The organism is Acinetobacter sp. YH12086 (assembly GCF_013419345.1).
In the GTDB taxonomy this organism is placed as follows: Bacteria; Pseudomonadota; Gammaproteobacteria; order Pseudomonadales; family Moraxellaceae; genus Acinetobacter; species Acinetobacter amyesii.
In genome coordinates, this window is the sequence record NZ_VPAF01000016.1 from 1 (window position 1) to 24,303 (window position 24,303).

Annotated in this window: 21 protein-coding genes; 12 read left to right on the top strand and 9 right to left on the bottom strand. The window is 40.8% G+C overall.

Annotation, left to right across the window (positions count from 1 at the left end; genetic code table 11):
* From FTU29_RS14165 to purB, 5 genes are all read left to right on the top strand, one after another.
* Positions 1-232: transposase family protein (locus tag FTU29_RS14165; protein WP_180122499.1), on the top strand; the 232-nt coding region annotated here is incomplete at its 5' end.
* A 202-nt stretch (positions 233-434) separates the two neighbouring features.
* Positions 435-920, top strand: coding sequence for an NUDIX hydrolase (locus FTU29_RS14170; protein WP_180010414.1), 486 nt, complete (start codon positions 435-437; stop codon positions 918-920).
* Positions 921-924: 4 nt separating this feature from the next.
* Positions 925-2,061, top strand: a complete 1,137-nt coding sequence (mnmA, locus tag FTU29_RS14175) for a tRNA 2-thiouridine(34) synthase MnmA (protein ID WP_180122500.1) — start codon at positions 925-927, stop codon at positions 2,059-2,061.
* A 12-nt stretch (positions 2,062-2,073) separates the two neighbouring features.
* On the top strand, positions 2,074-2,805 hold the full coding sequence (gene hflD, locus FTU29_RS14180) for a high frequency lysogenization protein HflD (protein WP_218954891.1): 732 nt from the start codon (positions 2,074-2,076) through the stop codon (positions 2,803-2,805).
* 56 nt (positions 2,806-2,861) lie between these two features.
* Positions 2,862-4,250: an adenylosuccinate lyase gene (purB, locus tag FTU29_RS14185; RefSeq protein WP_180122502.1), complete on the top strand. Its 1,389-nt coding sequence runs from the start codon at positions 2,862-2,864 to the stop codon at positions 4,248-4,250.
* A gap of 113 nt (positions 4,251-4,363) precedes the next feature.
* On the opposite strand, the gene FTU29_RS14190 is transcribed toward purB, so the two are convergent.
* Positions 4,364-4,603 carry a hypothetical protein gene (locus FTU29_RS14190; RefSeq protein ID WP_180023455.1) on the bottom strand — a complete coding sequence of 80 codons (240 nt, stop codon included), beginning with the start codon at positions 4,601-4,603 and terminating at the stop codon, positions 4,364-4,366.
* Between the two features lie 212 nt (positions 4,604-4,815).
* Between FTU29_RS14190 and FTU29_RS14195 the strand changes: the two genes are divergently transcribed.
* The gene (locus tag FTU29_RS14195; RefSeq protein ID WP_180122504.1) at positions 4,816-5,445 is read left to right on the top strand and encodes a DUF2238 domain-containing protein; all 630 of its coding nucleotides are present in this window, start codon (positions 4,816-4,818) and stop codon (positions 5,443-5,445) included.
* A 62-nt stretch (positions 5,446-5,507) separates the two neighbouring features.
* Here the strand turns inward: FTU29_RS14195 and FTU29_RS14200 are convergent, their stop codons facing one another.
* From FTU29_RS14200 to FTU29_RS14225, 6 genes are all read right to left on the bottom strand, one after another.
* Positions 5,508-7,712 carry an Ig-like domain-containing protein gene (locus FTU29_RS14200; protein WP_180122506.1) on the bottom strand — a complete coding sequence of 735 codons (2,205 nt, stop codon included), beginning with the start codon at positions 7,710-7,712 and terminating at the stop codon, positions 5,508-5,510.
* Positions 7,713-8,053: 341 nt separating this feature from the next.
* The gene (sohB, locus tag FTU29_RS14205; RefSeq protein ID WP_078190186.1) at positions 8,054-9,016 is read right to left on the bottom strand and encodes a protease SohB; all 963 of its coding nucleotides are present in this window, start codon (positions 9,014-9,016) and stop codon (positions 8,054-8,056) included.
* Between the two features lie 189 nt (positions 9,017-9,205).
* Complete coding sequence (gene pstB / locus FTU29_RS14210; protein ID WP_218950056.1) at positions 9,206-10,129, bottom strand: phosphate ABC transporter ATP-binding protein PstB; 924 nt, start codon at positions 10,127-10,129, stop codon at positions 9,206-9,208.
* Positions 10,130-10,142: 13 nt separating this feature from the next.
* Positions 10,143-11,534 (bottom strand): phosphate ABC transporter permease PstA, encoded by a 1,392-nt coding sequence (gene pstA / locus FTU29_RS14215; RefSeq protein WP_078191850.1) that lies wholly within the window; start codon positions 11,532-11,534, stop codon positions 10,143-10,145.
* Positions 11,531-12,910: a phosphate ABC transporter permease subunit PstC gene (gene pstC / locus FTU29_RS14220; protein ID WP_180035336.1), complete on the bottom strand. Its 1,380-nt coding sequence runs from the start codon at positions 12,908-12,910 to the stop codon at positions 11,531-11,533. Before pstC ends, pstA begins: the two co-directional genes overlap by 4 nt.
* A 100-nt stretch (positions 12,911-13,010) precedes the next feature.
* A complete protein-coding gene (locus FTU29_RS14225) occupies positions 13,011-14,036 on the bottom strand; it encodes a substrate-binding domain-containing protein (protein ID WP_180107529.1) in 1,026 nt (341 codons plus the stop codon).
* A 408-nt stretch (positions 14,037-14,444) separates the two neighbouring features.
* On the opposite strand from FTU29_RS14225, the gene FTU29_RS14230 reads away from it, so the two are divergent.
* Positions 14,445-15,497, top strand: coding sequence for a Rieske 2Fe-2S domain-containing protein (locus tag FTU29_RS14230; RefSeq protein ID WP_373423631.1), 1,053 nt, complete (start codon positions 14,445-14,447; stop codon positions 15,495-15,497).
* 373 nt (positions 15,498-15,870) lie between these two features.
* Here the strand turns inward: FTU29_RS14230 and FTU29_RS14235 are convergent, their stop codons facing one another.
* Both FTU29_RS14235 and FTU29_RS14240 read right to left on the bottom strand, forming a co-directional pair.
* Positions 15,871-17,403 (bottom strand): aspartate aminotransferase family protein, encoded by a 1,533-nt coding sequence (locus tag FTU29_RS14235; RefSeq protein ID WP_180122508.1) that lies wholly within the window; start codon positions 17,401-17,403, stop codon positions 15,871-15,873.
* A 3-nt stretch (positions 17,404-17,406) separates the two neighbouring features.
* The gene (locus FTU29_RS14240) at positions 17,407-18,780 is read right to left on the bottom strand and encodes a diaminobutyrate--2-oxoglutarate transaminase (RefSeq protein WP_180035339.1); all 1,374 of its coding nucleotides are present in this window, start codon (positions 18,778-18,780) and stop codon (positions 17,407-17,409) included.
* Positions 18,781-19,265: 485 nt separating this feature from the next.
* Between FTU29_RS14240 and FTU29_RS14245 the strand changes: the two genes are divergently transcribed.
* The 5 genes from FTU29_RS14245 (at position 19,266) to arsB (ending at position 24,303) form a co-directional block, all read left to right on the top strand.
* The gene (locus FTU29_RS14245; RefSeq protein ID WP_180122510.1) at positions 19,266-19,967 is read left to right on the top strand and encodes an SIMPL domain-containing protein; all 702 of its coding nucleotides are present in this window, start codon (positions 19,266-19,268) and stop codon (positions 19,965-19,967) included.
* Positions 19,968-20,154: 187 nt separating this feature from the next.
* The gene (locus FTU29_RS14250; RefSeq protein ID WP_180122512.1) at positions 20,155-22,350 is read left to right on the top strand and encodes a TonB-dependent siderophore receptor; all 2,196 of its coding nucleotides are present in this window, start codon (positions 20,155-20,157) and stop codon (positions 22,348-22,350) included.
* Between the two features lie 113 nt (positions 22,351-22,463).
* Entirely contained in the window at positions 22,464-22,793 is a 330-nt protein-coding gene (locus tag FTU29_RS14255) for a metalloregulator ArsR/SmtB family transcription factor (protein ID WP_078191857.1), read from the top strand.
* Positions 22,790-23,263: an arsenate reductase ArsC gene (locus tag FTU29_RS14260; RefSeq protein WP_180122514.1), complete on the top strand. Its 474-nt coding sequence runs from the start codon at positions 22,790-22,792 to the stop codon at positions 23,261-23,263. Before FTU29_RS14255 ends, FTU29_RS14260 begins: the two co-directional genes overlap by 4 nt.
* Positions 23,263-24,303, top strand: coding sequence for an ACR3 family arsenite efflux transporter (arsB, locus tag FTU29_RS14265; protein WP_180122515.1), 1,041 nt, complete (start codon positions 23,263-23,265; stop codon positions 24,301-24,303). The genes FTU29_RS14260 and arsB overlap by 1 nt, the downstream gene beginning before the upstream one ends.

Genomic DNA, 24,303 nt, shown 5'->3' on the forward strand with positions numbered 1-24,303 from the left:
GTATCCAAATAGCTTGTTGCCATTAAAAGCAAAAAAGCGCTGTAATTTGGATCCTGAACTAAAAATCTATAATCAAGAAATCAACAAAAGAAGAATTGGGGTTGAGCATGTATTTGGTAGTTTAAAAACTTTCAAAATCCTTGCCGAGCGATATCGTAATCGAGGAAAAAGACTGGGCTTAAGATTTAATTTAATTGCGGGAATCTATAATTTAGAGCTGAGCAAAAAATGAATTATGAAAGAAGTCTATTACAAAAAAAGCCTATATCAACTGTTCAGGGCTTTTTATGATTCATTGTTTCCAACCCTATTTATGAAACAGTGTTCCATAAATTTCTACGCTAAAAAATATCTCTCCAAAGAATTCACCTCCCATCATAGCCACCGCTCCCTAAATTTTGTAGAATAGCGTTTTTACCCCATGGTGCTTTTCTATGACCGCTTGGACTGCTCACGTCACTGTTGCGACAGTCGTTGAAAAAGACGGAAAATTCCTATTTGTTGAAGAACATACAGAAGGTGTCACCCATACTGTATTTAATCAACCTGCAGGTCATGTTGAAGCTGGCGAAACCATTATTGAAGCCGCCATTCGAGAAACCATGGAAGAAACAGGTCACGATGTAGAAATCACGAACCTCCTAGGCATGTATACTTATACTCCTCCGATGTTCCCTGATCGTACTTATTTCCGTTTCTGTTTCTTAGCTAAGGACATTCAGTACCATTCCGATGCACAGTTAGACACAGGCATTGTCGGTGCAGTATGGATGACGCTTGATGAACTCATTGAGTCTGCCCGTGCGCGCAGTCCATTAGTCATCAAAGCTGTACAAGATGCTCTTTCAGGTCAAAAATTTCCTTTATCGCTCATTTACGAGCACCAAAATTCTCCCTTAATTTCAAATTTGGATGCTTAATCCTATGCAACAACGTGTCATCGTCGGTATGTCTGGTGGTGTAGATTCTTCTGTATCTGCAGCACTTTTACTTCAACAAGGTTATCAAGTTGAAGGTCTTTTCATGAAAAACTGGGAAGAAGATGACGGCACGGAATACTGTACGGCAATGGAAGATCTTGCCGATGCTCAAGCTGTTTGTGACAAAATTGGTATCAAACTTCATACCGCAAACTTTGCGATGGAATATTGGGACCGTGTCTTTGAGCATTTCTTAGAAGAATATGCCGCAGGTCGTACACCAAATCCAGATATTCTCTGCAATAAAGAAATTAAATTCCGTGCATTTCTAGACCATGCTGTGAACTTAGGTGCTGACTTTATTGCGACAGGCCATTATTGCCGCCGTGGTGAAACGCTAAAAAATTCACGTGGTGAAGAGTACGCACCTCTACTGCGTGGCCTAGACAACAATAAAGACCAAACCTATTTCCTACATGCAGTGCATGGTCGTGAAATTAACAAAACTTTGTTCCCTGTAGGTGAAATTGAAAAACCACAAGTGCGTAAAATCGCTGAAGAATTAGGTCTAATCACCGCGAAGAAAAAAGATTCAACAGGAATCTGCTTTATTGGCGAACGTCGATTTAATGACTTCTTAAAGCAATATTTACCTGCTCAACCCGGAAAAATCGTCCTAGATACAGGTAAAGAGGTTGGTGAACATCACGGCTTAATGTACTATACGCTCGGCCAACGTGGTGGCATTGGTCTTGGTGGTCTAAAAGGTGCTGAAGAAGGCGCTTGGTTTGTACTGCATAAAGATATCGAAGGTAATCGCCTAGTCGTTGGTCAAGGTCATGAACATCCACTCATGCAAAGCACCATTTTATGGTCTGAAGCGATTGATTGGGTGGCTGGTGAACATGAGATTCCTGAATCAGGTTTCCGCTGCACAGCGAAAACTCGTTATCGTCAGCCTGACCAAGACTGTACATTATTTAAAGACTCTACAGCGCCAAATGGTGTGCGTGTCGAGTTCGATGAGCCACAACGTGCTGTTACACCGGGTCAAAGTGTGGTGTTCTACACCGGTGAAGTTTGTTTAGGTGGTGGTGTGATTCATCATACCAATGCCCCTAAACCGGATTTTATTGAATAAGGATTGTTTCGGATGACAGAGTTACCGTTTCAACAGCCTCAAACTCTGAATACTCGCCAAAATCGCGCATTGGCGTTAGCTGCTGTTTTTCAAGCGACGCAGCTAACCCATATGACCGCATTGACGGGTACGCAAAGTATTGGTGAAAGTGGTAATTTTTATTTTGAACATCTCATCAAAGCCAGTTTGAATATCCGTCCTAAATCCAATCAGTCCAATCAAACGCTCGATTTTTTTGATAAATTGGCGGATATTTCTCTCGGTTTAAAAACTTTAGAAAGCAGCATTACCCAGCCATTTAACACTTCCCCAAAATCTAGATTGCCTAAACTTGCAAATACTAAACTTCCAATGACCTATGCAATGACTTTATTGCAATTAGAAAAGAAAGTGTATAGCAATCCGAAGTTCGTTGAAATTATTGAACAATCCCAACAAAAAATCCTAAGACAGCTTTCATTTTTCGATAATAATTATTTACATCCAAGTATCATTGCAAACCTTGCCCAAACCTATATTGAAACTGCGGGTTCGATCAATCCTCGCATTATGGTTCGAGGCAACGCTGAAGCATTTAAAGATACAGTACATACCAATCGCATTCGCGCGACATTATTTACAGGCTTACAAATGGCTCACTTGTGGCGTCAGCTCGGCGGTAGCTCGTGGGGTATGATTTTCAGTAAGCGCAAGCTACTACAAGATATTCAAGATCTTGCCCGTTTACAGTATCAGGTGGTTTAACTGATGCAGTACGGGCTTTTTGTTTTACGTTTAATTCCAAAATTTAAGGAATCGCTATGAACGCTTTAACCGCACTTTCTCCATTAGATGGACGTTACGCAAGCAAATGTGATGCTCTACGTCCCTTCCTCTCTGAGTTTGGTTTAATCCATGCTCGTGTGACTGTTGAAGTGCGTTGGTTACAAGCGCTTGCAAACCGTCCTGAAATCACTGAAGTTCCAGCGTTCAGTACTGAAACTAACGCTGCGCTTGATGCAATTGTTGCGAACTTCTCTGAAGACAATGCAAACCGCATTAAAGAAATTGAACGTACAACAAACCATGACGTAAAAGCAGTTGAGTACTTCTTAAAAGAGCAAATCGCACATATCGATGAGCTTAAAAATGCAGGCGAATTTATTCACTTTGCATGTACATCAGAAGACATCAACAACTTGTCTCACGCTTTAATGCTTAAAAATGGCCGTGAAGTTTTAGTTGCAGCAATGCAGCAAATCATCGATTCAATCGTTGCTTTGGCTGAACAACACGCTGAACAACCAATGTTGTCTCGTACACACGGTCAAACTGCAAGCCCAACAACTTTGGGTAAAGAAATGGCGAACGTGGCTTACCGCCTTGCACGTCAAATCAAACAATTCAAACAAGTTGAATTACTTGGTAAAATCAATGGTGCAGTAGGTAACTACAACGCGCACTACTCTGCTTACCCTGAAATTAACTGGCCTGCTCATTCACAAGCATTTGTTGAATCTTTAGGCTTAAAATTTAACCCGTACACCACTCAAATCGAACCACATGACTACATGGCGGAACTTTTTGATGCGCTACGTCGTTTCAACACCATTTTGATCGACTTTAACCGTGACGTTTGGGGCTACATCTCACTTGGTTTCTTCAAACAACGTTTGAAAGAAGGTGAAGTTGGTTCTTCAACGATGCCGCATAAAGTAAACCCAATTGACTTCGAAAACTCTGAAGGTAACTTGGGTATTGCGAATGCGGTATTGGCTCACCTTGGTGAAAAACTTCCTGTATCTCGCTGGCAGCGTGACTTAACTGACTCTACTGTTCTTCGTAACATGGGCGTTGGTTTCGCACAAAGCTTGATCGCATTTGAAGCTTGCTCTAAAGGTATTGGCAAACTTGAATTGAATGCTCAACGTATTCTTGAAGACCTTGACCATGCTCAAGAAGTTCTTGCTGAACCAATTCAAACTGTTATGCGTCGTTATGCAGTTGAAAAACCATACGAAAAACTTAAAGCCCTCACTCGTGGTCAAGCAATGACTCGCGATATGATGGTTGATTTCGTAAATGGTAATGAGCTTGAAGCTGTTCCTGCTGCTGACCGTGCGCGTCTTGCAGAAATGACACCTGCAACATATACAGGTAATGCATCAACTCAAGCAGCAAACATTAAAGATCTTATTTCTAAAATCTAATTTTAGATAGATCAAAAAAACGAGGCTTCATGCCTCGTTTTTTATTTATAATACTTCTTCTCTCTTTGAGATAAGGAGCATGCTCCGCAAGGAGAGAAAATTTAGACGTAATTTTATTCTGCAGGGCAATATTTTGCCCAATCATCTTTCATCCGTTGTAATTCACAGCCTGTTAAAACATCTGAATAATAAACATAATATGTGGCATCGGGATATTGAATCTCATGGCGAAACATCATGCCGCGCAAAGACACAGAGAGCTCTTCTGGAAAATCATCTGTTAAATTAAGTTCTTCAAACTCATAGTTAAAATAACAATTTTGAGTCGCAATAAATGCCTCAACAACGGCCATAGTTACTTCCAAATATATAAACTTCGATATACATCTGAGTTTAATACAATCTTTTTGAAAATACTTATCCCTAGTAGCGAACTGATGACATTTGAAAAAATAATGCACAAATTCTAGCGCCGTCTAACTAACACTTTTCATCGCATTATGGCTATACTTGCCGCGAATTATAACCACTGCACACCGATAAAAATTTTGAGCTTTGCCTTTTCATGATTGATTTCAAATTAAAACTTAAGCACATCTTAGCTTTTGCATTATTAACTCTTGCCATTGTGATCGCCAGTATCCAACCTTTAGAAATGGAAGCGTATATCCTCCATCAAATCGGGACAGCGTTTATGCTGATCGTGTTGCTCGCTTTCCTCTATAAAATAGGGCTAACTTTCACAATAGTTTGTCTGTATCTTGGCTTTTTACTGATTCATGTCATTGGTGCCCATTATTTATATTCTTATGTACCTTATTCTGAATGGACACAAGCTCTCCTCGGTTTCAACCTTGACCAAAGCATGGGATGGACCCGGAATATGTATGATCGGCTTGTACATCTTGCCTATGGTTTGCTGCTCTACCCGTTCTTTTATCGCATATTTCAAATCTGGCTACCGCAGTTAAAAGCCGGAACACTCTTTTTATTGGTCGTACAATTCGTCATGGCGACCAGTTTATTTTATGAATGGATCGAATGGCTGATTGCCATTAGTTTATCACCAGAGGAAGCTGAAAATTACAATGGGCAACAAGGTGATATTTGGGATGCGCATAAAGATATGCTGCTGGCAACATTTGGTGCGATGATCACTGGCGGCCTTTTATATTTCAATCAGAAAAAATCTTAAATAAAAAAGCACTCATTAGAGTGCTTTTTTATCGCCATATTCATGAATGGATGTATTAATTATTAATAGAGTGGTAGCGCATTTAAGAATTGATCTAACGGATCTAAAGCGCCCCATGCTGTTTGAAGCTTTGTATTTGAAACTGCTGCGACACCCAATACAGGATTAGTAGAGACATTTAAATAAGATGAATCATCTGATATTACATCAAGAGCAATGTTGGGTGGATTACTCAACAACCCGATCAAATCGATTTGATCATCAGAAATAAAAGAGCTTGTTTCATTTAAGCCAAAGCTCGAAACACTTTGCTGCGCAAGTACATCAAACACAGTATTATCACCTGTTAACAGTGATGCCTGATCATGTAATTCAACCGAAGCCTGTTCTTCTGACATCAAGAATAAACTCACTTTGGCAACTGTCATCGCTTCAACGGTAAAATCAAATGCTGAGCTTTTGGCACTGGTATTTCCTGCCAGATCCGTTTGGGTAAAACTATAGCTATACTTACCTGCTGCTAAATCTGACTCTGGTGTATACAACCATTTCCCACTAGTATCTGCTTTGACGGTTGCCACTGCGACGCCATTTTTATAAATGGTAATCGTGGCATTGGTCTCACATTTGCCTTCAAAACTTGGGGTTGAATCTTGAGTGCTCTCCCCCTGTTTAATGGTGAGCTTTGTAGTATCTCGATCATCATACACCGTCGTCAATGTTGGCGCAGATGGTGCAATGGTGTCCTTTGTACCAATCACTTGCGTGCTCTTTGAGCTATTGCCAGCGGCATCTGTCGCAGTCACTTGGACAACATTATTATCTGTTACTGCGCTGCTTAATTTCACCGTATAGCGACCATCGTCACCTACAGTTGCGGTACCAAGCGTATTTCCTGCACTGTTTTTAATGGTAATTTTGGTACCAATTTCCGCACTTCCCGACACTTCTGTACCATCAATATTGATCGTCGCTGTTGGTGCCACTGGTGCTATATTGTCTGTTCCGGCAGTGACATTTAACGATATCGATTGATTGCCTGCCGCATCAACCACAATAATGGTTGTCTTATTACTATCCGACAGCGCTGGGGACAATGTTAGTTTAAATTGACCATTGGCCTCTACCGTAGTGGTGGCGATGACTTGTAAATTTGCATCTAATATTTGAATGGTGCTATTGGCTTCGGCAGTACCAACCAGTTCAGTTCCGGCTTTATTCACTTCAATCTTAGGTTGATCTGGTCGAAGCGTATCTTTACCCATCTCAACTGACTGCGCTTCAGATTTGTTGCCAGCTTTATCTTCTACAATGACTTTAGCCGTCTCACCTGCTTGTAAAGTATTACTTAATGCAATGGAGAAATTGCCATCACTTGCCGCAGTCACAGGCCCACCTAAAAGCGTTGTGCCATCTGCAGCATAAACATAAACTTTTGCACCCGCTTCGGCAAAACCAGAGACAAACTTACCGCTTTCATCCACTTGTGCATTTGCAGCATCTGGAGCAATAGTATCTTTGCTACCCGTTAAAATCGTCGATTGAGAACTATTTCCCGCCTTGTCTTTCGCGTACAAAATCACGCGATTGCCGTCTGTAATCGCGTCATCTAAAGTAATTTTATAGTTGCCATCGGCATCTGCTTTAGATTGACCAATCGTATTGCCTTTGGCATCTACTAAATAAACCGTTGCGCCAGCTTCGGCTTTGCCTGATACCACTTTTCCGTCGCTATCAAAACTTCCAGTTGGCGTACTTGGCGCTGTTTTGTCATTGCTAGAAGATTTATCATCTTCTTTATCAAATGCTAGAAGATATATCGCTTCTGCACCTAAGATCGCTAATCCCGCCTTAAGTAGCGATGGTGAACCATCATCCTCGCTAGCAACTTCTGTAGCTTGAGCTGGTGTTGTCGCCTGATTTAATTGAGTCGATGCAGCTAAAGGTTGCATAAATTCATTCACAGAGCGATAGCTCACCGTTTTGCCATCGACATCAATTTCAACCAGCTCAAATTGCTCTGGCCCACTATGTAAAACCAAAGAATTATCAGAGCCAAAGTCATCTGTATAAAAATGATCAATCACGATTTTTTGACCATTTTTCAGGGTAATCACACATTGATTACCTACCCTATGGATCGACTGAATATCGGCTGGCTTGAGTTCTAACTGAATAACGGACGGTTGAGATATTTGTATTTTTGTGGCCTGAGTTTCTTTTAAAATCGTTTGATCTTTCTTTGATATCACGACAATTTTTGTCATTTCGCCCTCAGTGTTATTATGTAATAAACATCTAATAAATAATTAGTTAAGTACCTTATCAAATTGGTGCTGAACAGACAAACCATTCTGGATGTAAATTCATCAGAATTATTTTTATTTAATTTTTCACCTTAAATTCTACGCCAATAACAGCGGTTTCTATGGTTCTATCCATTTTAATATTTTAGATTCAGCCAAGTTTGGATAATCAAAATTATCAAAGTATTTATAAATGGTTGCTGTTTATTAGCCGCGCTTGCTGCAATTTTCAAAGTAGTATCATTTAGCATAAAAAAAAGCTCACCGAAGTGAGCTTTAAATACATCATAACAAAAACAATTTTAGAGTTTAGGGTCACGCAACTGCACGAGGCTCGAATTGGCTTTGCTCAATGACTCCATCACTTTAGACATGACTGCAGGCACCAATGAGTCCGCAATTTGTGCTGCTTGTAAGCCTAACTTCTCACCAAGCGTTGGCTTTTTGCGGGTTTCAATCATATATACATCATGTTGTGGCATGAGACTTAACAGATATTCATCTGACGTTTGGAGCTTATCGACTAGATTAAGATCAATGGCATCTTGACCATACCAATGCTCACCTGTTGCAACTTTATCGACATTAAGCTGAGGACGGTATTTTTCAACAAAGTGTTTAAACAAGTTATGCGTTTGCTGCAACTCTTCTTCAAATTTGGCTTTACCTTCAGCCGTATTTTCACCAAACATAGTGACGGTACGTTTGAACTGACCTGCTGTATACAGTTCAAAATCGATATGTTTTTCTTTCAATAAACGGTTAAAGTTTGGCACTTGTGCAACCACGCCAATCGATCCCACAACTGCAAATGGAGCTGAAACTATTTCATTTGCAATGCAGGCCATCATATAGCCACCACTTGCAGCAACTTTATCCACACAAATGGTTAAGTTAAATCCAGCATCACGTAAACGTACCAATTGTGCTGCAGCCAGACCATAGCCATGCACCATCCCGCCTGGACTTTCTAAACGTAAAACTACGCGGTCGCGCCCAGCTTTTGCTGTCGCTAAGATTAGGGTAATTTCTTCACGAAGGCTTGTCACCGCCGATGCAGCGGTATCACCATTAAAATCGATCACATAAATTTTTTGGTTATTCTTTTTACGTGCGCGCGCTTCTTTTGATAATTGTTGGCTTAGTTGCAGCAGCTCAAGTTTAGATGCAGTGGTTTGCGCAATTTTTTTTCGTTGTTCATTAATACGTGCATTTAAGTGACTTACACGAATTTCCGCAGGCAACTTGGGATTATGAAATAGCATAAAATTGAAACTCATTTAATTCATATTTATGTTGTATAACATGTGGGTTGCATCACAAAAATTCAATCTATTTTTTGAAAATAATTCTCATTGAGCCAAATTGAGCATTTTATTTTTATCAAGACTTTTTGACCTAATTATTGACTTCATAAAAAAAGAGCCTTTCGGCTCTTTTTTAGACAGACTAGATTAGCCAAAACGCCCGGTAATATACGCTTCAGTCAATTGATGATCCGGTTGAGTAAAGACTTTTTCAGTGGAATTCACTTCAATCAAATCACCCAAATGGAAATATGCGGTACGGTCAGATACACGTGCTGCTTGTTGCATCGAGTGCGTCACAATCGCAATGGTATATTGCGCTGAAAGTTCAGTGATGAGTTCTTCTACTTTTGCAGTTGCAATCGGATCCAGTGCTGAACAGGGTTCATCCATCAAAATAACTTCAGGACTGACTGCAATGGTTCGCGCAATACAAAGACGTTGCTGCTGACCACCTGAAAGCCCCGTACCCGGTTGGCTCAAACGGTCTTTCACTTCATCCCAAAGACCTGCTTTACGCAGACTATTTTCAACAATTTCTTCCATGTCGTATTTGTCACGCGCCAATCCATGCAGTTTTGGACCATAAGCGACATTATCAAAGATTGACTTTGGAAATGGGTTCGGCTTTTGGAAAACCATACCTACTTGGGCACGCAGTAATACCACATCAAGATTTGGATCATAGATGTCTTGATTATCCATGAGCACTTGTCCTGTCACACGACAAGAATCAATCGTGTCATTCATACGGTTGAGCGTACGCAGGAAAGTTGACTTACCACAACCAGACGGTCCAATAAAGGCGATCACTTCATTTTCATAAATGTTCAGATCAATGCCTTTGATCGCTTCAGATTCGCCATAGTACACATGCACATCATTGGTACTGATTTTCACATTGCTCGATTTCGCATCTTTTTTCGCGCTAGATTGCGTATCGAATTGTGACACAAACGCAGTATTGGTTTGTTTTTGGCTGCCCTGAGCAGAGGTAAATTGTGTTTGTTCTGGATTCACGGACTTATCCTGATATAAGGAATTCTTTTCAGTTGTAACGACGCTATTCATATAATGCCCTCAATTACCAGCGTACTTCAAATTTCTTACGTAACCAGATGGCTAAACTGTTTAAGCCGATCATGAGAGCAAGAAGTACAATGATTGCTGCTGCGGTACGTCCTTCAAAGAAGTTACGTAGCTCATTACCTTGCCAAAGGAAAATTTGTACAGGTAATGCAGTGGATTGATCTAAAGGAGTGGCTGGTACACTTGCTACAAAGGCACTCATACCAATCAATAATAATGGAGCAGTTTCACCTAGGGCTTGCGCTACACCAATAATGGCACCGGTTAAGATACCTGGTAATGCCAGTGGCAAGACGTGGTGAAATACAGTTTGTAAACGTGATGCACCCAAACCTAAAGCGGCTTGGCGGATCGATGGAGGAACAGCTTTTAGTGAAGCACGTGTGGTAATAATGACCGTTGGCAAAGTCATCAAACTTAAGACTAAACCACCAACCACAGGAGCCGAAAGCGGCATATGCATCCAACCAATAAAGATCGCTGCACCAAGCAAACCAAAGACAATCGAAGGAACCGCTGCTAGATTGTTAATGTTGACTTCGACAACATCGGTAATCCAGTTTTTAGGTGCAAACTCTTCTAAGTAAATTGCAGATGCTACACCAATTGGAATCGAAATAATGATCACGATCAGCATCATAAATAACGACCCCATAAACGCCCCAGCTAAACCTGAAGTTGCAGGTGAGCTACGAGAGTCTGGATTCTTAAATATTTCAGTATTAAATGAGTTAGTAATAACACCATCAGCTTTAAGTTTATCTGCAAGTTGGCGTACTTCTGGGCTCAATTGTTGCTGTTCATCAGGCAAGCTGCGGTCAATATTACCAGCCAACCAGACATCGACATTAGCATCTGCAAGGATTTTAAAATCTTGTTTTTGACCAATCAATGACGGATCTGCCATTACCATGTCACGTAAGCGATAAGCTTCTGAACTTGTATATAAACTGTTGAGATCATCACGTTGTGAGGCAATCGCTGGATCTTTTGCTATGATGCCATTTACGATGAGCGCATCCCAATCCACCATGCCCATTTCAGTTTGCCAAGCAATGTAACGCTCTTGGAACTGTGCAGGTGATTCACCTTCTTTTTGAATTGGTTTCGCACCAACTTTGACAATGTTTGGATCAAAAAACACAGGTACCGTCATTGAGCTTTGCCAAAATGCAGGTAAACCTTTGGCTAAAATACTACCAAACAATAGCACGACGAAAAATAAACCAGTCACTACTGCACTAAAGCCCAAGACACGGAAGGTCTTTTCTTTACGATGTCTTTTCGCCAAAGAGTTTTCAATGATTTTCTTACGTTTTTCACGAAGCTCAGCGGCTGCATGTGAATCAAATTTTTGATCCATGTTTGATGTATTCGTCGTACTCATTCGTATTGCTCACGGTATTTACGCACAATGTACAGTGCAACAATATTCAGCCCTAAGGTAATCACAAACAGTGTTAAACCGAGTGCAAAAGCAACCAATGCTTGAGGACTCGCAAAGTCTGTATCACCTGTTAATTGGTTTACGATGGTAATGGTGACTGTAGACACTGCTTCGAGCGGATTAATGTGTAGTAAAGGACTGTTCCCTGCTGCAAGTACCACAATCATGGTTTCACCAATCGCACGAGATGCTGCCAATAAGAATGCACCGATAATGCCCGGCAAAGCTGCAGGTATCACTACTTGGCGAATAGTTTCTGATTTTGTTGCACCCAAACCGAGTGAACCGTCACGAAGCGCGCGAGGAACTTGAGTAATGATGTCATCAGATAATGATGAAACGAATGGGATAATCATAATCCCCATCACAAAGCCTGCTGTTAGAGCACTGGTTGCATTAATATCGAGTCCAATATATGCGCCAAGCTGTTTTGCAAAGGGTCCAATAATCATTAAGGCAAATACACCGTAAACGATGGTTGGAATACCTGCGAGAACTTCTATGGCAGGTTTTGCCCAAGCACGGAAACTTGGCTTTGCATATTCAGCCAAATAAATCGCAATCATCAGACCAACCGGAACAGCAACCAGTAGTGCAATACCACTAACCATGAGTGTGCCCCAAAGGAGTGGCAGCAAACCATAACTACCTTCGGCATTCCCTGATGTACTAAAACCTGGGTTCCATTCAGTGCCCAAGAAGAAATCGAGTGGACTGACAAAACTAAAGAAACGCATGGCTTCACTGAACATCGACATCACAATGCCAACTGTTGTCAGGATTGCCACACCGGAACATAGTGCCAATGCGATATTAATAACTTTTTCGACTTGATTACGTGCACGATATTTTTCTGCGATGCGGCGTTTAGCCATAACTAAACCAATCAATGCCGCACAAATCACAACGGCCAATTTTGCATATGAGCCGATGTTTTCAATTTTCTGTAACTGTTCTGCTGCTGCAAGTTCATATGCAGCTGGCGTATCACTTACTCCAAAACCAGAAGCAATCGCTTGGACGCGGTCAACCATTACGCTTGTGCTTGCAGGATCTAAATCTAAACGAATATTTTCTGGGACATTATTTAAAATAACGTGTTGAAAAATACTCGGTTCAACCAAGTTCCAAACAATCAAGATTAAAAAAGCGGGAATCCCACACCATAAAGCGACCAAAACACCATAATAGCCCGGTCGTGAATGCAACATTGCTGAGTTATTGCCTTTACCTGCAAGTTTGCGACTTTTGGTCAGTCCAACTTGATAAGCGATTGCAATAATTGCGAGCAACACACCAATAAGTAGCAGATTCATGTAATCTCCACTGTTTTTTCAAAAGCCCTTCTTGAAAAAACTGTTTCTTTGCAAAAAAACCAATGGCAGGTCGACCCTGCCATTGGCTAATTCCATACTTTTATTTAACTGCTTTACCAGCTTTAAAGTTTGCAAGTACCGCAGCACGTTCTTTGTCAGACATTGAAATCAGACCTGCTTTTTCAAGCTTAGAACCTTTACCAGATACTTTTTTGCTTACAAAGAATTCTGTAAATTCTTTCAAGCCTTTGATTGATTTAAGATGCTCACCTTTCACGTAGAAGAACAATGGACGTGATACAGGGTAAGAACCATTCAGAATTGTTTTCTCAGATGGCGCAACATTGTTTACTGTCGCTACACGTAATTTGTCACGGTTTTGATCATAGAAACCTAAACCGAATACACCTACAGCGTTAGGTGAAGTTTTTAAGCGTGCCAATGTCTCTGTATAGTCACCAGCAATTTCAATTACACGGCCATCTTTACGGAATGTAGAACATGCCTTTTTCTTTGCATCTTTATCTAGCTTCGCAAATGCTTGGTAAGTTTCACAGCCAGCATCTACCATTTTCTCTTGGAATACTTCACGAGTACCGTGATTTGATGCAGGAATAACTAAAGTGATTGCTTCGTTTGGTAAAGTTGGGTCGATTTGATTCCAACGTGTGTATGGGTTTGGAACCAATTTACCTTTTGAAGGTAATTCAGCAGCAAGTGCAGCAAATACGTGCTGTGGGCGAAGTTTGAATGCCGCTTTTTTAGCGTTTGATGCAAACACGATACCGTCATAACCTACTTTAATCTCAAGAACTTGGTTTACACCTGCTTTTTTACAAGCAGCAAGCTCAGTGTCTTTAATTTTACGAGATGCATTAGCAATATCGATAGTGTTATCACCAACGCCATTACAGAATTGTTTCAAACCACCAGAAGTACCACCAGAACCTACAACAGGTGCTTTAAATTGTGGGAATGTATTACCAAACTCTTCTGCAACAATACTTGCATAAGGCAAAACTGTAGAAGAACCAGCAATTTGGATCGTGTCACGAGCTGCATTTGCAGTTGTTGCAACAGCTGCCCCTGAAAGTGCCAACGCAATTGCGATATGATTGAAGCGCATTCTCATCTCTCTTTATTGATGCATTTATTGGAGTACGCCACTTTCTAATAAAGTCTTGTACTTTTTCGATATACGCATTTTGATTTTAGAGTATGACAGTTAGGTTACATCTTTATGACGCTTTTATGATAATTGATGATTGCTCATTGATTTAAATATAATTCTTTATTTTTCAATACGTAATGAAATTTATCAAAGTATTGGTCTTATATATTTCTACTTTGATATTCGTAAGAATTCATATCACTGTCATATTTTGTCTTATTTTCTTTTTTCAAATTGTCCTCTTTTTCTGAATGATGCACATTTGCATGTTCGATTTTTTATTCCATGTTATTCCAATAATTAAAATTTCATTACATTTTTAGTTAGCTCAATATGCAACTTTACATAAAAACAGAGCCTAAAATAACCAGTAAAGCCATTGCGACATTTAATCCAGACTTGCCTGTACATATGACTTTTGAAGAACATGACTGGCACTTACTTACGAAATATTGGTATCCGATTGCACTCACTCGAGACATTACAGAACAGCCTTATGGCACCATGCTTTTAGATATGCCGCTCGTCATTTATAAAATGGGAGATGAACTGATTGTAGCTAAAGATGCCTACCCACACCGCTGCGTACCCCTAAGTTTAGGCAAGAATGATGGTCAAGGCGTGGTCTGCCGATATCATGGCTTACGCTTTGATGATCATGGTCATTGCAACCGTATTCCTGCATATCCAGAACAGAAAATTTCACCGCACTTTAATTTACGCACCTATGCAGCGGTAGAGCGCTATGGTTTGATCTGGTGCAATCTGACGGCTCATTCTGAAGCTGAACCCAATATACCTAGCATGCCCAATTGGGAAGATGCAGATTTTCAACAATTGGTTTGGCCAACGGTAGATTTTCAATGTTTTGCAGGCCGGCAGCTTGAAGATTTTATTGATGTTGCGCATTTTGCATGGGTACATCCCGATACGTTTGGCGACCCTGCAAATGTAGAAGTACCTGACTACACGACCATCGAAACAGAAACTGGCTTTAATGCAGACTATTGGAGCAGTGTTGGGCGCTATCAAATTGGTTTAGAACAGCGCGGACAAAAGGGTTTCCAATGGCTGCGCCATTTTGAAATTCATCTGCCGTTTACTGCAACGCTGACGATTCATTTTCCAAATAACAGCAAGCAAGTGATTATGAATGCGGCTTCACCGATGACTGCTCGTTCCACCCGTCTATTTGCTCCCATTTGCCGCAATTATGACAAAGACTTACCTGTCGAAGATGCTTACGACTTTAACTTAAAAATATTTGAAGAAGATCGCTTAGTATCCGAATCGCAAAAGCCTGAATATTTGCCCTTAGATTTGAGTATAGAAGCACATTTTCCTACAGACCGCAGTTCAAGAATGTATCGGAAACTATTACGAAAGAAAGAATTTAGTCCATTGTTTGCTGCATAACATCAATATCGTATTGCATTCACCTCACCCTAACCCTCTCCTACAAGGAGAGGGAAACTCCTTTACAAGCCTTATATTGGTTATAAATATTGTGGTATCTCATTCATCAAATGATAAACATCAATGACTATCGCGACTGGCGACAGGGATGTCGCTGTAAGGTAAAAGTCACATGGATGTACCTTTTGCCTGAGAAGGATTTTAGTTACTTTGATCCGTCAAAGTAACAATACGCCTACGCAACAAAAAGTATGCATTAAAGAAGAATTTCGGCTATAACATCAATTAAGTTGCACTTTATTTATAAATCTAAGCTATTCAAAAGCATAAAAAAGGCGCTCAATTGAGCGCCTTTTTTCACACAAGCAAATGATTAGTCAATTGCAGGTGTATATGTACCATCAGCGATTGGGCCTTTGATACGATCCGCTTCTGCTAGCACTAGAGCAAGCAAATTCTTCACGTTGTCTAAAGTCGCTACTGGGCTTAAAGTCGTCATTTTCAATGATTGAACTTGACCTACTTTAGTTACACCAATATTCGCTTCACCACGAGCAAACAATTCGTCTGCAACGTTTTGGTTCAATGTATCTAACAATTCAGCTGGGTAACCTGCTGGTACTACACGGAACAATACCGATGCAAATTGAGGATCAACCAGCATTTCTAGACCGTCAGTGGCAGTAATATAGTCTGCAACATCACGTGTTAGACCTACACCATGATCAATCATCGAACCGTAAAGCTCTTCACCTAACGCTTCAACCGTCATCCACAATTTCAACGCGTCAAAACGGCGAGTTGTTTGTAGTGACTTAGATACTAAGTTAGGAACGCCATGCTCTTCATCATAAGCAGAGTTTAAATACTCAGCTTCATAATGCATGAAACGATAGTTTGCTTCATCTTTAAGCAAGAATGCGCCACATGAAATCGTTTGGAAGTAATGCTTATGGAAATCAAGCGTTACCGAGTCAGAAAGCTCAATGCCATCCAACATATCACGGTAATCATTTGATAAAATTAACGCACCGCCCCATGCTGCGTCGATATGCATCCACGCGCCATATTTGTTGGTGATTTCACGAATTTCTTTCAATGGGTCAATTGCGCCTGCATCGGTTGTACCCGCAGTTGCAACTACACATGCGACGATTTTACCTTCAGCTTGAAGGTGCGCCATGGTTTTCTCAAGTGCGTCCATGTCCATGCGTGCGTTAGCATCTACAGGAACAGTCACAACAGATTGGAAGCCCATACCCATCATGGCCATGTTCTTTTGCACAGAGAAGTGTGCATTTTCAGAACAAATCACTTTGACATTACGCATTGCTTCCGCAGGTACGCCATCGCGCTGTACAGACCACGGGTTACCGTTTTCGTCTTTCCAGTTTTTCGCGATGCACGCATCACGTGCAAGTAAAACGCCCATTAAGTTAGACTGCGTACCGCCAGAGGTGAATACACCTGCTTGACCTGCACCGTAGCCCACTTTTTGGCGAAGCCAATCAATCAATTGAACTTCCATCAATGAACCTGCAGGGCTTTGATCCCATGAGTCCATAGATTGGTTAGTCGCGTTGATCAGCACTTCAGCGATTTGGCTTGTCACCATTGTTGGGCAATGCAAATGCGCTAAAGAATGTGGGTGATGTACTTTTAAGCTTTTGTTTAAGAACAGCTCAACCATACGGTCTAGTGATTTTTGTACACCCATACCTTCTTTAGAAGGATTGAATGCAATTGCACTACGAAGCTCTTTAATGCTACCGCCTGTGTACATTTTGTCATTTTGCAACCATGCAGATACAGCTTTTACAGCTGAATCCATTGCTGACTGGTAGTCAGCAATGGATTGTGCATCATTGCAGAATAACGCTTTACGATGTTCTGCAAAATCTACCATGTCTTACGCGCCTCGAGTTGCAACTAGTGCTTCAGCAAGAGCTTTCTTGAAGCGAACAATCACTTCTTCACATTCAGCTTGGTTGATGATCAATGGGCAAAGTAAACGAATTACTGTACCGTTACGACCACCTTTTTCTAACAACAATTTGTTGTTGAAACATGCTGCTTGAATTGCTGCTGCCAATTGAGAATCACCTGGTAAAGAACCCATGTGATCTGCTTTTTGACGTTCATCAACGATTTCAACACCAATCATCAAACCACGGCCACGTACGTTACCGATACATGGGAATTCTACCGCTAATTTTTTAATTTCAGCTTGTAAGAAATCACCACGCTCCTGCGCGTTTTGAGCCAAATTTTGTTCTTTAATGGTTTTGATCGTTGCAAGACCCGTACCCATAGCAAGTTGGTTACCACGGAATGTACCCGTGTGACCCGCTGGTTGCCATGCGTCAAACTTACGTTTAATGCCCAATACTGCAAGTGGTAAGCTACCACCTACCGCTTTAGACATTACAATGACGTCTGGCTCAATACCTGCATGTTCAAAGGCAAACATTTTACCTGAACGTGCAAAGCCCGCTTGTACTTCATCAAGAATCAACACGATGTTGTGCTTTTCAGTCACTTCGCGGATTTTCTTTAACCATTTTACAGGTGCAGTCACTACACCGCCTTCGCCTTGGATTGCTTCCAAGATTACAGCTGCAGGTTTCGTTACACCGCTTTCTACGTCTTCAATGAAGTTTTCGAAATAATACGTTAATGCGTCTACACCCGCTTCACCACCTATGCCTAATGGGCAACGGTATTCATGCGGATACGGCATAAATTGAACACCCGGCATTAAGCCGTTCACAGCATTTTTAGCAGACAAGTTACCTGTCATTGCTAAAGAACCGTGAGTCATACCGTGATAGCCACCAGAGAAGCTAATCACTGAGCTACGACCAGTGTATGTTTTTGCTAACTTAATTGCTGCTTCTGTACCATCTGCACCAGACGGACCACAGAACTGTAGACAATACTCTTCTTTACCACCAGGTAATTGCTCAAGTAGTGCTTCAGTAAAAGCATCTTTTAAAGGCGTTGTTAAATCCAAAGTATGCAATGGGAGGCCACTTGCAAGTGTGTCTTGGATACTTTGAATTACCGCAGGATGATTATGGCCTAATGCCAATGTTCCTGCCCCAGCTAAACAATCGAGGTACTCTGTACCTTCAACATCAGTAACCCAACAACCTAAAGCTTTTGCTATCGCAAGTGGAAGTTTACGCGGATAGCTACGAACATTGGATTCCATCTGGCTTTGGCGAGTCAAATAGTATTCGTTAGTAGAATTAGTGGCAGGGTTTACAGAAGAAACGCTCATATCGAATTACCATCTCTGATATGGGTTGAAAGAAATAAGTCGGGTGACTTGCGGTCCTTTGACTCGGTGCTTTATGAGTTTCTAGTTAGCTTTAAAAGCTCTTTGAGTATGGGCTAACTAGGAGGCGGATGATACAGACTTTTTCAAGAAAATAAATCACTTTTATGATCAAATAAAAAGATAATTTAGAGAAAAAACAGATCTATTCCATGGATATCTTGAATTATCATCTTACAGTGTGACAAAACAAAGAAAACCTTTTTATTTTATGCTTTTTTACAACTTATGAATGATTATTGTAATCTTCAATTATTAAAACAACTAAGTACTGATTATTTAAATAAATAATTCATCAAGCACTACATTTATTTTTCTTGAAAGATTTACAATCCCACCACAGATTTTCCTTTAATCCATCACAATCCCCTTTTAAGATAACAGCATAAGCTAAATTAATCATTCTGAAAGAAGAATAGGTCATAACAATGCGTAAAATTATCTTATCCACTGTTTTATTAGCATCCGGTCTAGGTTTGGCAGCAGCAACTCAAGCAGCTGACCCACTCAATTACAACATCGTGAATATTCAGGCGGATGCTACTCGCCAAGTGTCGAACGACCAAATGTATGCCGTTTTATATATTGAAAAATCAAATAAACAACCGGCTGAACTTGCTACCCAAATCAACCAATTGATGACCCAAGCGGTGAACACAGCCCGTAAATACCCTGCGGTAAAAATCGAAACGGGATCTCAAAGCACCTACCCGATTTATGACAATGACAGTCGTAAATTGAAAGAATGGCGTGGTCGTGCCGAAGTGCGTTTAGAAAGTACAGACTTTAAAGCAGCTAGCCAATTGGTGAGCGAGTTACAACAAAATTTCCAAACTCAATCCATCAGCTTTAGTGTGTCAGATGCACAGCGAAAAAAAGTAGAAAATGAACTCATGGTTGAAGCCTCTAAAAACTTCCAACAACGCGCGCAAACATTGTCACAAGCGTGGAATAAGTCAGGCTATAACTTGGTGAATATCAATTTAAATACCAGCAATTATGGTGGTCAGCCAGTTCCGCGTATGGCGATGATGAAAGCTGCAAGTGCTGATGCTATTCCTGAACAAGAAATGGCAGGTGGTGAATCTAAAATCACGGTCAGTGCAAATGGCTCTATCCAGTTCAAATAATTAAATTCATTTTAAGAAACCGTGCTTTAGCGCGGTTTTTTTAATTATAAAATCCACCTATTCTTTATTTAAATTAAAAAGTCTATTAGCTTAATCAAATTCATAGTTTTAAATGATAATCATCCTTATTTAAATTTATCGCACTCAAGATTATGATACGCGCTCTCTCTCCATTGCTCACACTTTTATGTATAGTTCAAGCAAAAAATCTCCAAAGCTTCAAAATTTCCCGCTATTACCGCTGAGTATTGCCGTAGGTATAAGCATGGTTGCCACTTTGGCTTCAGCTGCTGAAAATACAGAGATAGCGCAAGCAGATGTTTTGCCAACCATCACCATTGAAACTCAAGGGAACTGGCTGGAAAACGCCAATGAAAAAAAGGTGCAAAAGCATGCCGGTGCGCGGACCATCATTGACCGTAAACGCTTAAACGAAAGCGCAGCAACATCTCTTAAAGATGCGTTACGCCAAGTTCCCGGCGTTCAGGTTCAAGAAAATAATGGTACTGGCGGTAGCGATGTTTCATTAAATATTGGCGTTCGAGGATTAACCTCTCGCCTCTCTCCACGTTCAACCGTGTTGATCGATGGCATCCCAATGTCATTTGCACCGTATGGCCAACCACAGCTTTCGATGGCGCCTGTCTCTTTAGGAAATATAGAATCTGTTGATGTAGTCCGTGGAGCAGGTTCTGTCCGTTTTGGACCACAAAATGTCGGCGGTATTATCAACTTTACCACACGTAGCATTCCTGAAGACTTTAAAGGTACCGTGGCATTAAACTCTGAATATGCAACAGGTACAGATCAGGTAAAATTAAGTCCTAGTCTGTTTGTTGGTGGAACATTAGATAATGGTTTAGGTCTTGCCTTGCTTTATTCAGGCACTAAAGGCAATGGTTATCGTGAAGCGAACAATAAAAATGACATTGATGATGTCATGTTAAAAACCGCTTATGACATAACAGATCAGGATAAAATTGCATTAAATTTCCATCACTACGATGGTACAGGTGAAATGCCTGAAGGTTTAAGCACTGCTGAATTCGAAGCAAATCCATATCAAACGTCGCATTATCGTGATTTTTTCACTGGCCGTCGTTCAGATGTATCGCTGCGTTATACACATAAAGATGACACGAACAACTTTGAACTTTTAAGTTATTACATCGATTCATTCCGTACCAGCAATCTTGAATCCACCTTAACCAATGGCAATCATCGCTTAGATACTTCACCGCGTGATTATAAAGTCTTTGCCATTGAGCCACGTTATTCTCGTAGCTATAGCTTAGGTAGCACGCTGAATGAAGTGACTGTAGGCTACCGTTATATGGATGAAGAAAGCACCGAGTTCGCAGGCCGTACTGAATACGCTGCAGATGCTGAACCCGGTCAGTTTATTGCACGTACACGTAGTGCGGGTGGCACCAAAGCACACGCAGCTTATATCGATAACCGTATAGAATTGGGTAAATGGAATATTACACCCGGCGTTCGTTTTGAATCGATTGATACGCAAAACAGTTTTAGTGCCTATAAAAATGGCGTATTACAAAATACTGTTCATCCATCGATCCAATCAGATGAATTTTTACCAAGTTTAGCTGTCCTGTATAAAGCAACTGACCATTGGAATTTCTTTGCCAATGCCGGTGTCTCTTTTGGTCCACAGCAATATAACCAATTAGCAGCAGCAAAAGATAATGTGGCTGTTTCTACACTCGATGGCTTACACCCAGAAAAGTCAAAAAACTATGAAATCGGCACTAAATATCTCGGTAATGGCTTAACTGCTGAATTAACCGCTTTCTATTTAGATTTTGAAAAAGAGCTCTACTTAGACCGTGATGCCGGCAGCAATGGCATTTGGACCAGCCTAGGGGCAACCAGCCATAAAGGGATTGAAACCGGTTTTAGCTATGACTTTGGACATTTGGCTGACAATCTCGAAGGCTTAAAAGCTTATGGCAACTACACCTATACCAAAGCGGTTGCTAAAGCGGGTAACTTTAAAGATAAAGACTTACCGTTTTACTCACAGAATGTTGCAAATTTTGGCTTAGGCTATAAATATGATGCTTGGTCAATCAATGCCGACATGTATGCACAATCTAAACAACGTGCCCCAGGTAACCAAGATTCGGGGATTTACCAAACAGAAGAAACAGCAAATGGTAAACTGGGCGATATTCCAGGCTATTCAACTTTTGCTGTGCGTACAGGCTATGACTTTGGCGGTTCGCTACAAGGGATTAAAGTTGCTGCTGGTATTAAGAATGTATTTGATAAACAGTATTTCACCCGTTCATCAGATGCAACCGGTGGTAAATATATTGGTCAGCCACGAACCTTCTTCTTACAAACTTCATTCGACTTTTAAACTGGTCTAAATATAAAGATCCCACCAAGTGTGGGATTTTTATTGAATAATATATATGGACATCCATATATCCATATGTAAAGATATATGAAAATCCATATATGCAGATAAACATGGAACAGACTGAATTTTTCAAATTACTTGCAGATGAGACTCGTCTGAACATCATCATGCTGTTGGCTTGTAAAGGTGAACTCTGCGTCTGCGAACTCACTGAGTCCCTTGAATTGAGCCAACCTAAAATTTCGCGTCATTTGGCATTACTGCGTTCATCAGGTGTGCTGAGTGATCAACGTAAAGGTCAATGGGTCTATTACTCCATTCACCCTGCACTGCCTACTTGGTGTACACAAATACTCGATGTCATGCGTCACCAAGAACGATTTAAAGACCTCGATTTAAACTCCCCGAAAGGCACTACCACATTGTGTGAAACGCTATGAATTTTTTATTTCTATGTACTGGCAATAGCTGCCGCAGCATTTTATCCGAAGTACTTTTTAACCAGCGTGCCCCTGAAGGTTTCCGTGCTTATAGCGCAGGCAGTAAACCTTCAGGACAAGTCCACCCATTTACCTTAAAAACCCTACATAACCTCAATCTACCGACTGAGGGCTTGTCGAGTAAAACCATCACAGCATGTGAACAATACCAACCCGATGTGGTAATTACTGTCTGTGGTTCTGCAGCTCAAGAAGCTTGCCCAATTTACTTAGGCTCTGCCATCAAAGCCCACTGGGGCTTAGAAGATCCCTCCCATTTAGAGCTTGCAGATGACATCAAACTTGCAGCTTTTCTTGATACCGTGGCACATATTAACCGCCGTTTAGATGCTTTATTTGCACTCGATTTTAATCAATTAAGTCGCGAAGAGCTTAACAAAGAAATCCAAAAAATTTCAGAGATTCAATAATGGCTGCTGCAAAACTGTCATTTCTAGACCGCAATTTAACGCTATGGATTTTTATCGCAATGGGGCTAGGCATTGCGATTGGCGTGTATGTTCCAAGTACTTCAAGAGCTTTAAATCAACTCAATATCGGTGATGTCAATATTGCGATTGCCATTGGTTTAATCCTGATGATGTATCCGCCTTTGTCGAAAGTGGATTACAAAGCCCTGCCTGAAGTGTTTAAAGATAAACGTACCTTATACCTTTCACTACTTCAAAACTGGTTAATCGCACCTTGCCTGATGTTTATTTTGGCGATCGTTTTTTTACAACACTACCCTGAATACATGACCGGTTTGATTCTGATTGGTTTAGCACGTTGTATTGCGATGGTTCTGGTTTGGAATGATCTCGCTTGTGGGGACAACCAATACGTTGCGGCTTTAGTGGCATTTAACAGTATTTTCCAAATTGCATTTTTTAGTACCTACGCATGGTTCTTTTTGAGTTTTTTACCGCCTTATTTTGGTATCGAAGCACAAGTGATCCAAGTCAGCTTTTGGACCATCACACATGCAGTATTGGTGTATCTAGGCATTCCCTTCCTGCTCGGTTTCCTAACGCGTGCCATATTGGTAAAACAAAAAGGTCTGGATTGGTATAAAAATCAATTTATACCCAAAATCAGCCCCATCAGTTTAATCGCATTACTCTTTACCATTGTGGTGATGTTTAGCCTCAAAGGTGCAGATGTCGTGAGCCTTCCGATGGATGTACTGCGTATTGCCATTCCCCTCACGATCTACTTTGTGGTGATGTTTTTCATTAGCTTTTTGATGAGCAAATGGATGGGCAATAACTACGCCAAAACCACTGCGATATCCTTTACAGCAGCAGGTAATAATTTTGAACTTGCCCTCGCTGTTGCCATCGCCACCTTTGGCATTGCATCTCCGATTGCATTTACCACGATTATTGGCCCATTGGTTGAAGTGCCTGTGCTTATTGCATTAGTGAGTGTATCGCTATGGTTAAAACGCAAATGGTATAAAGAGAACTAA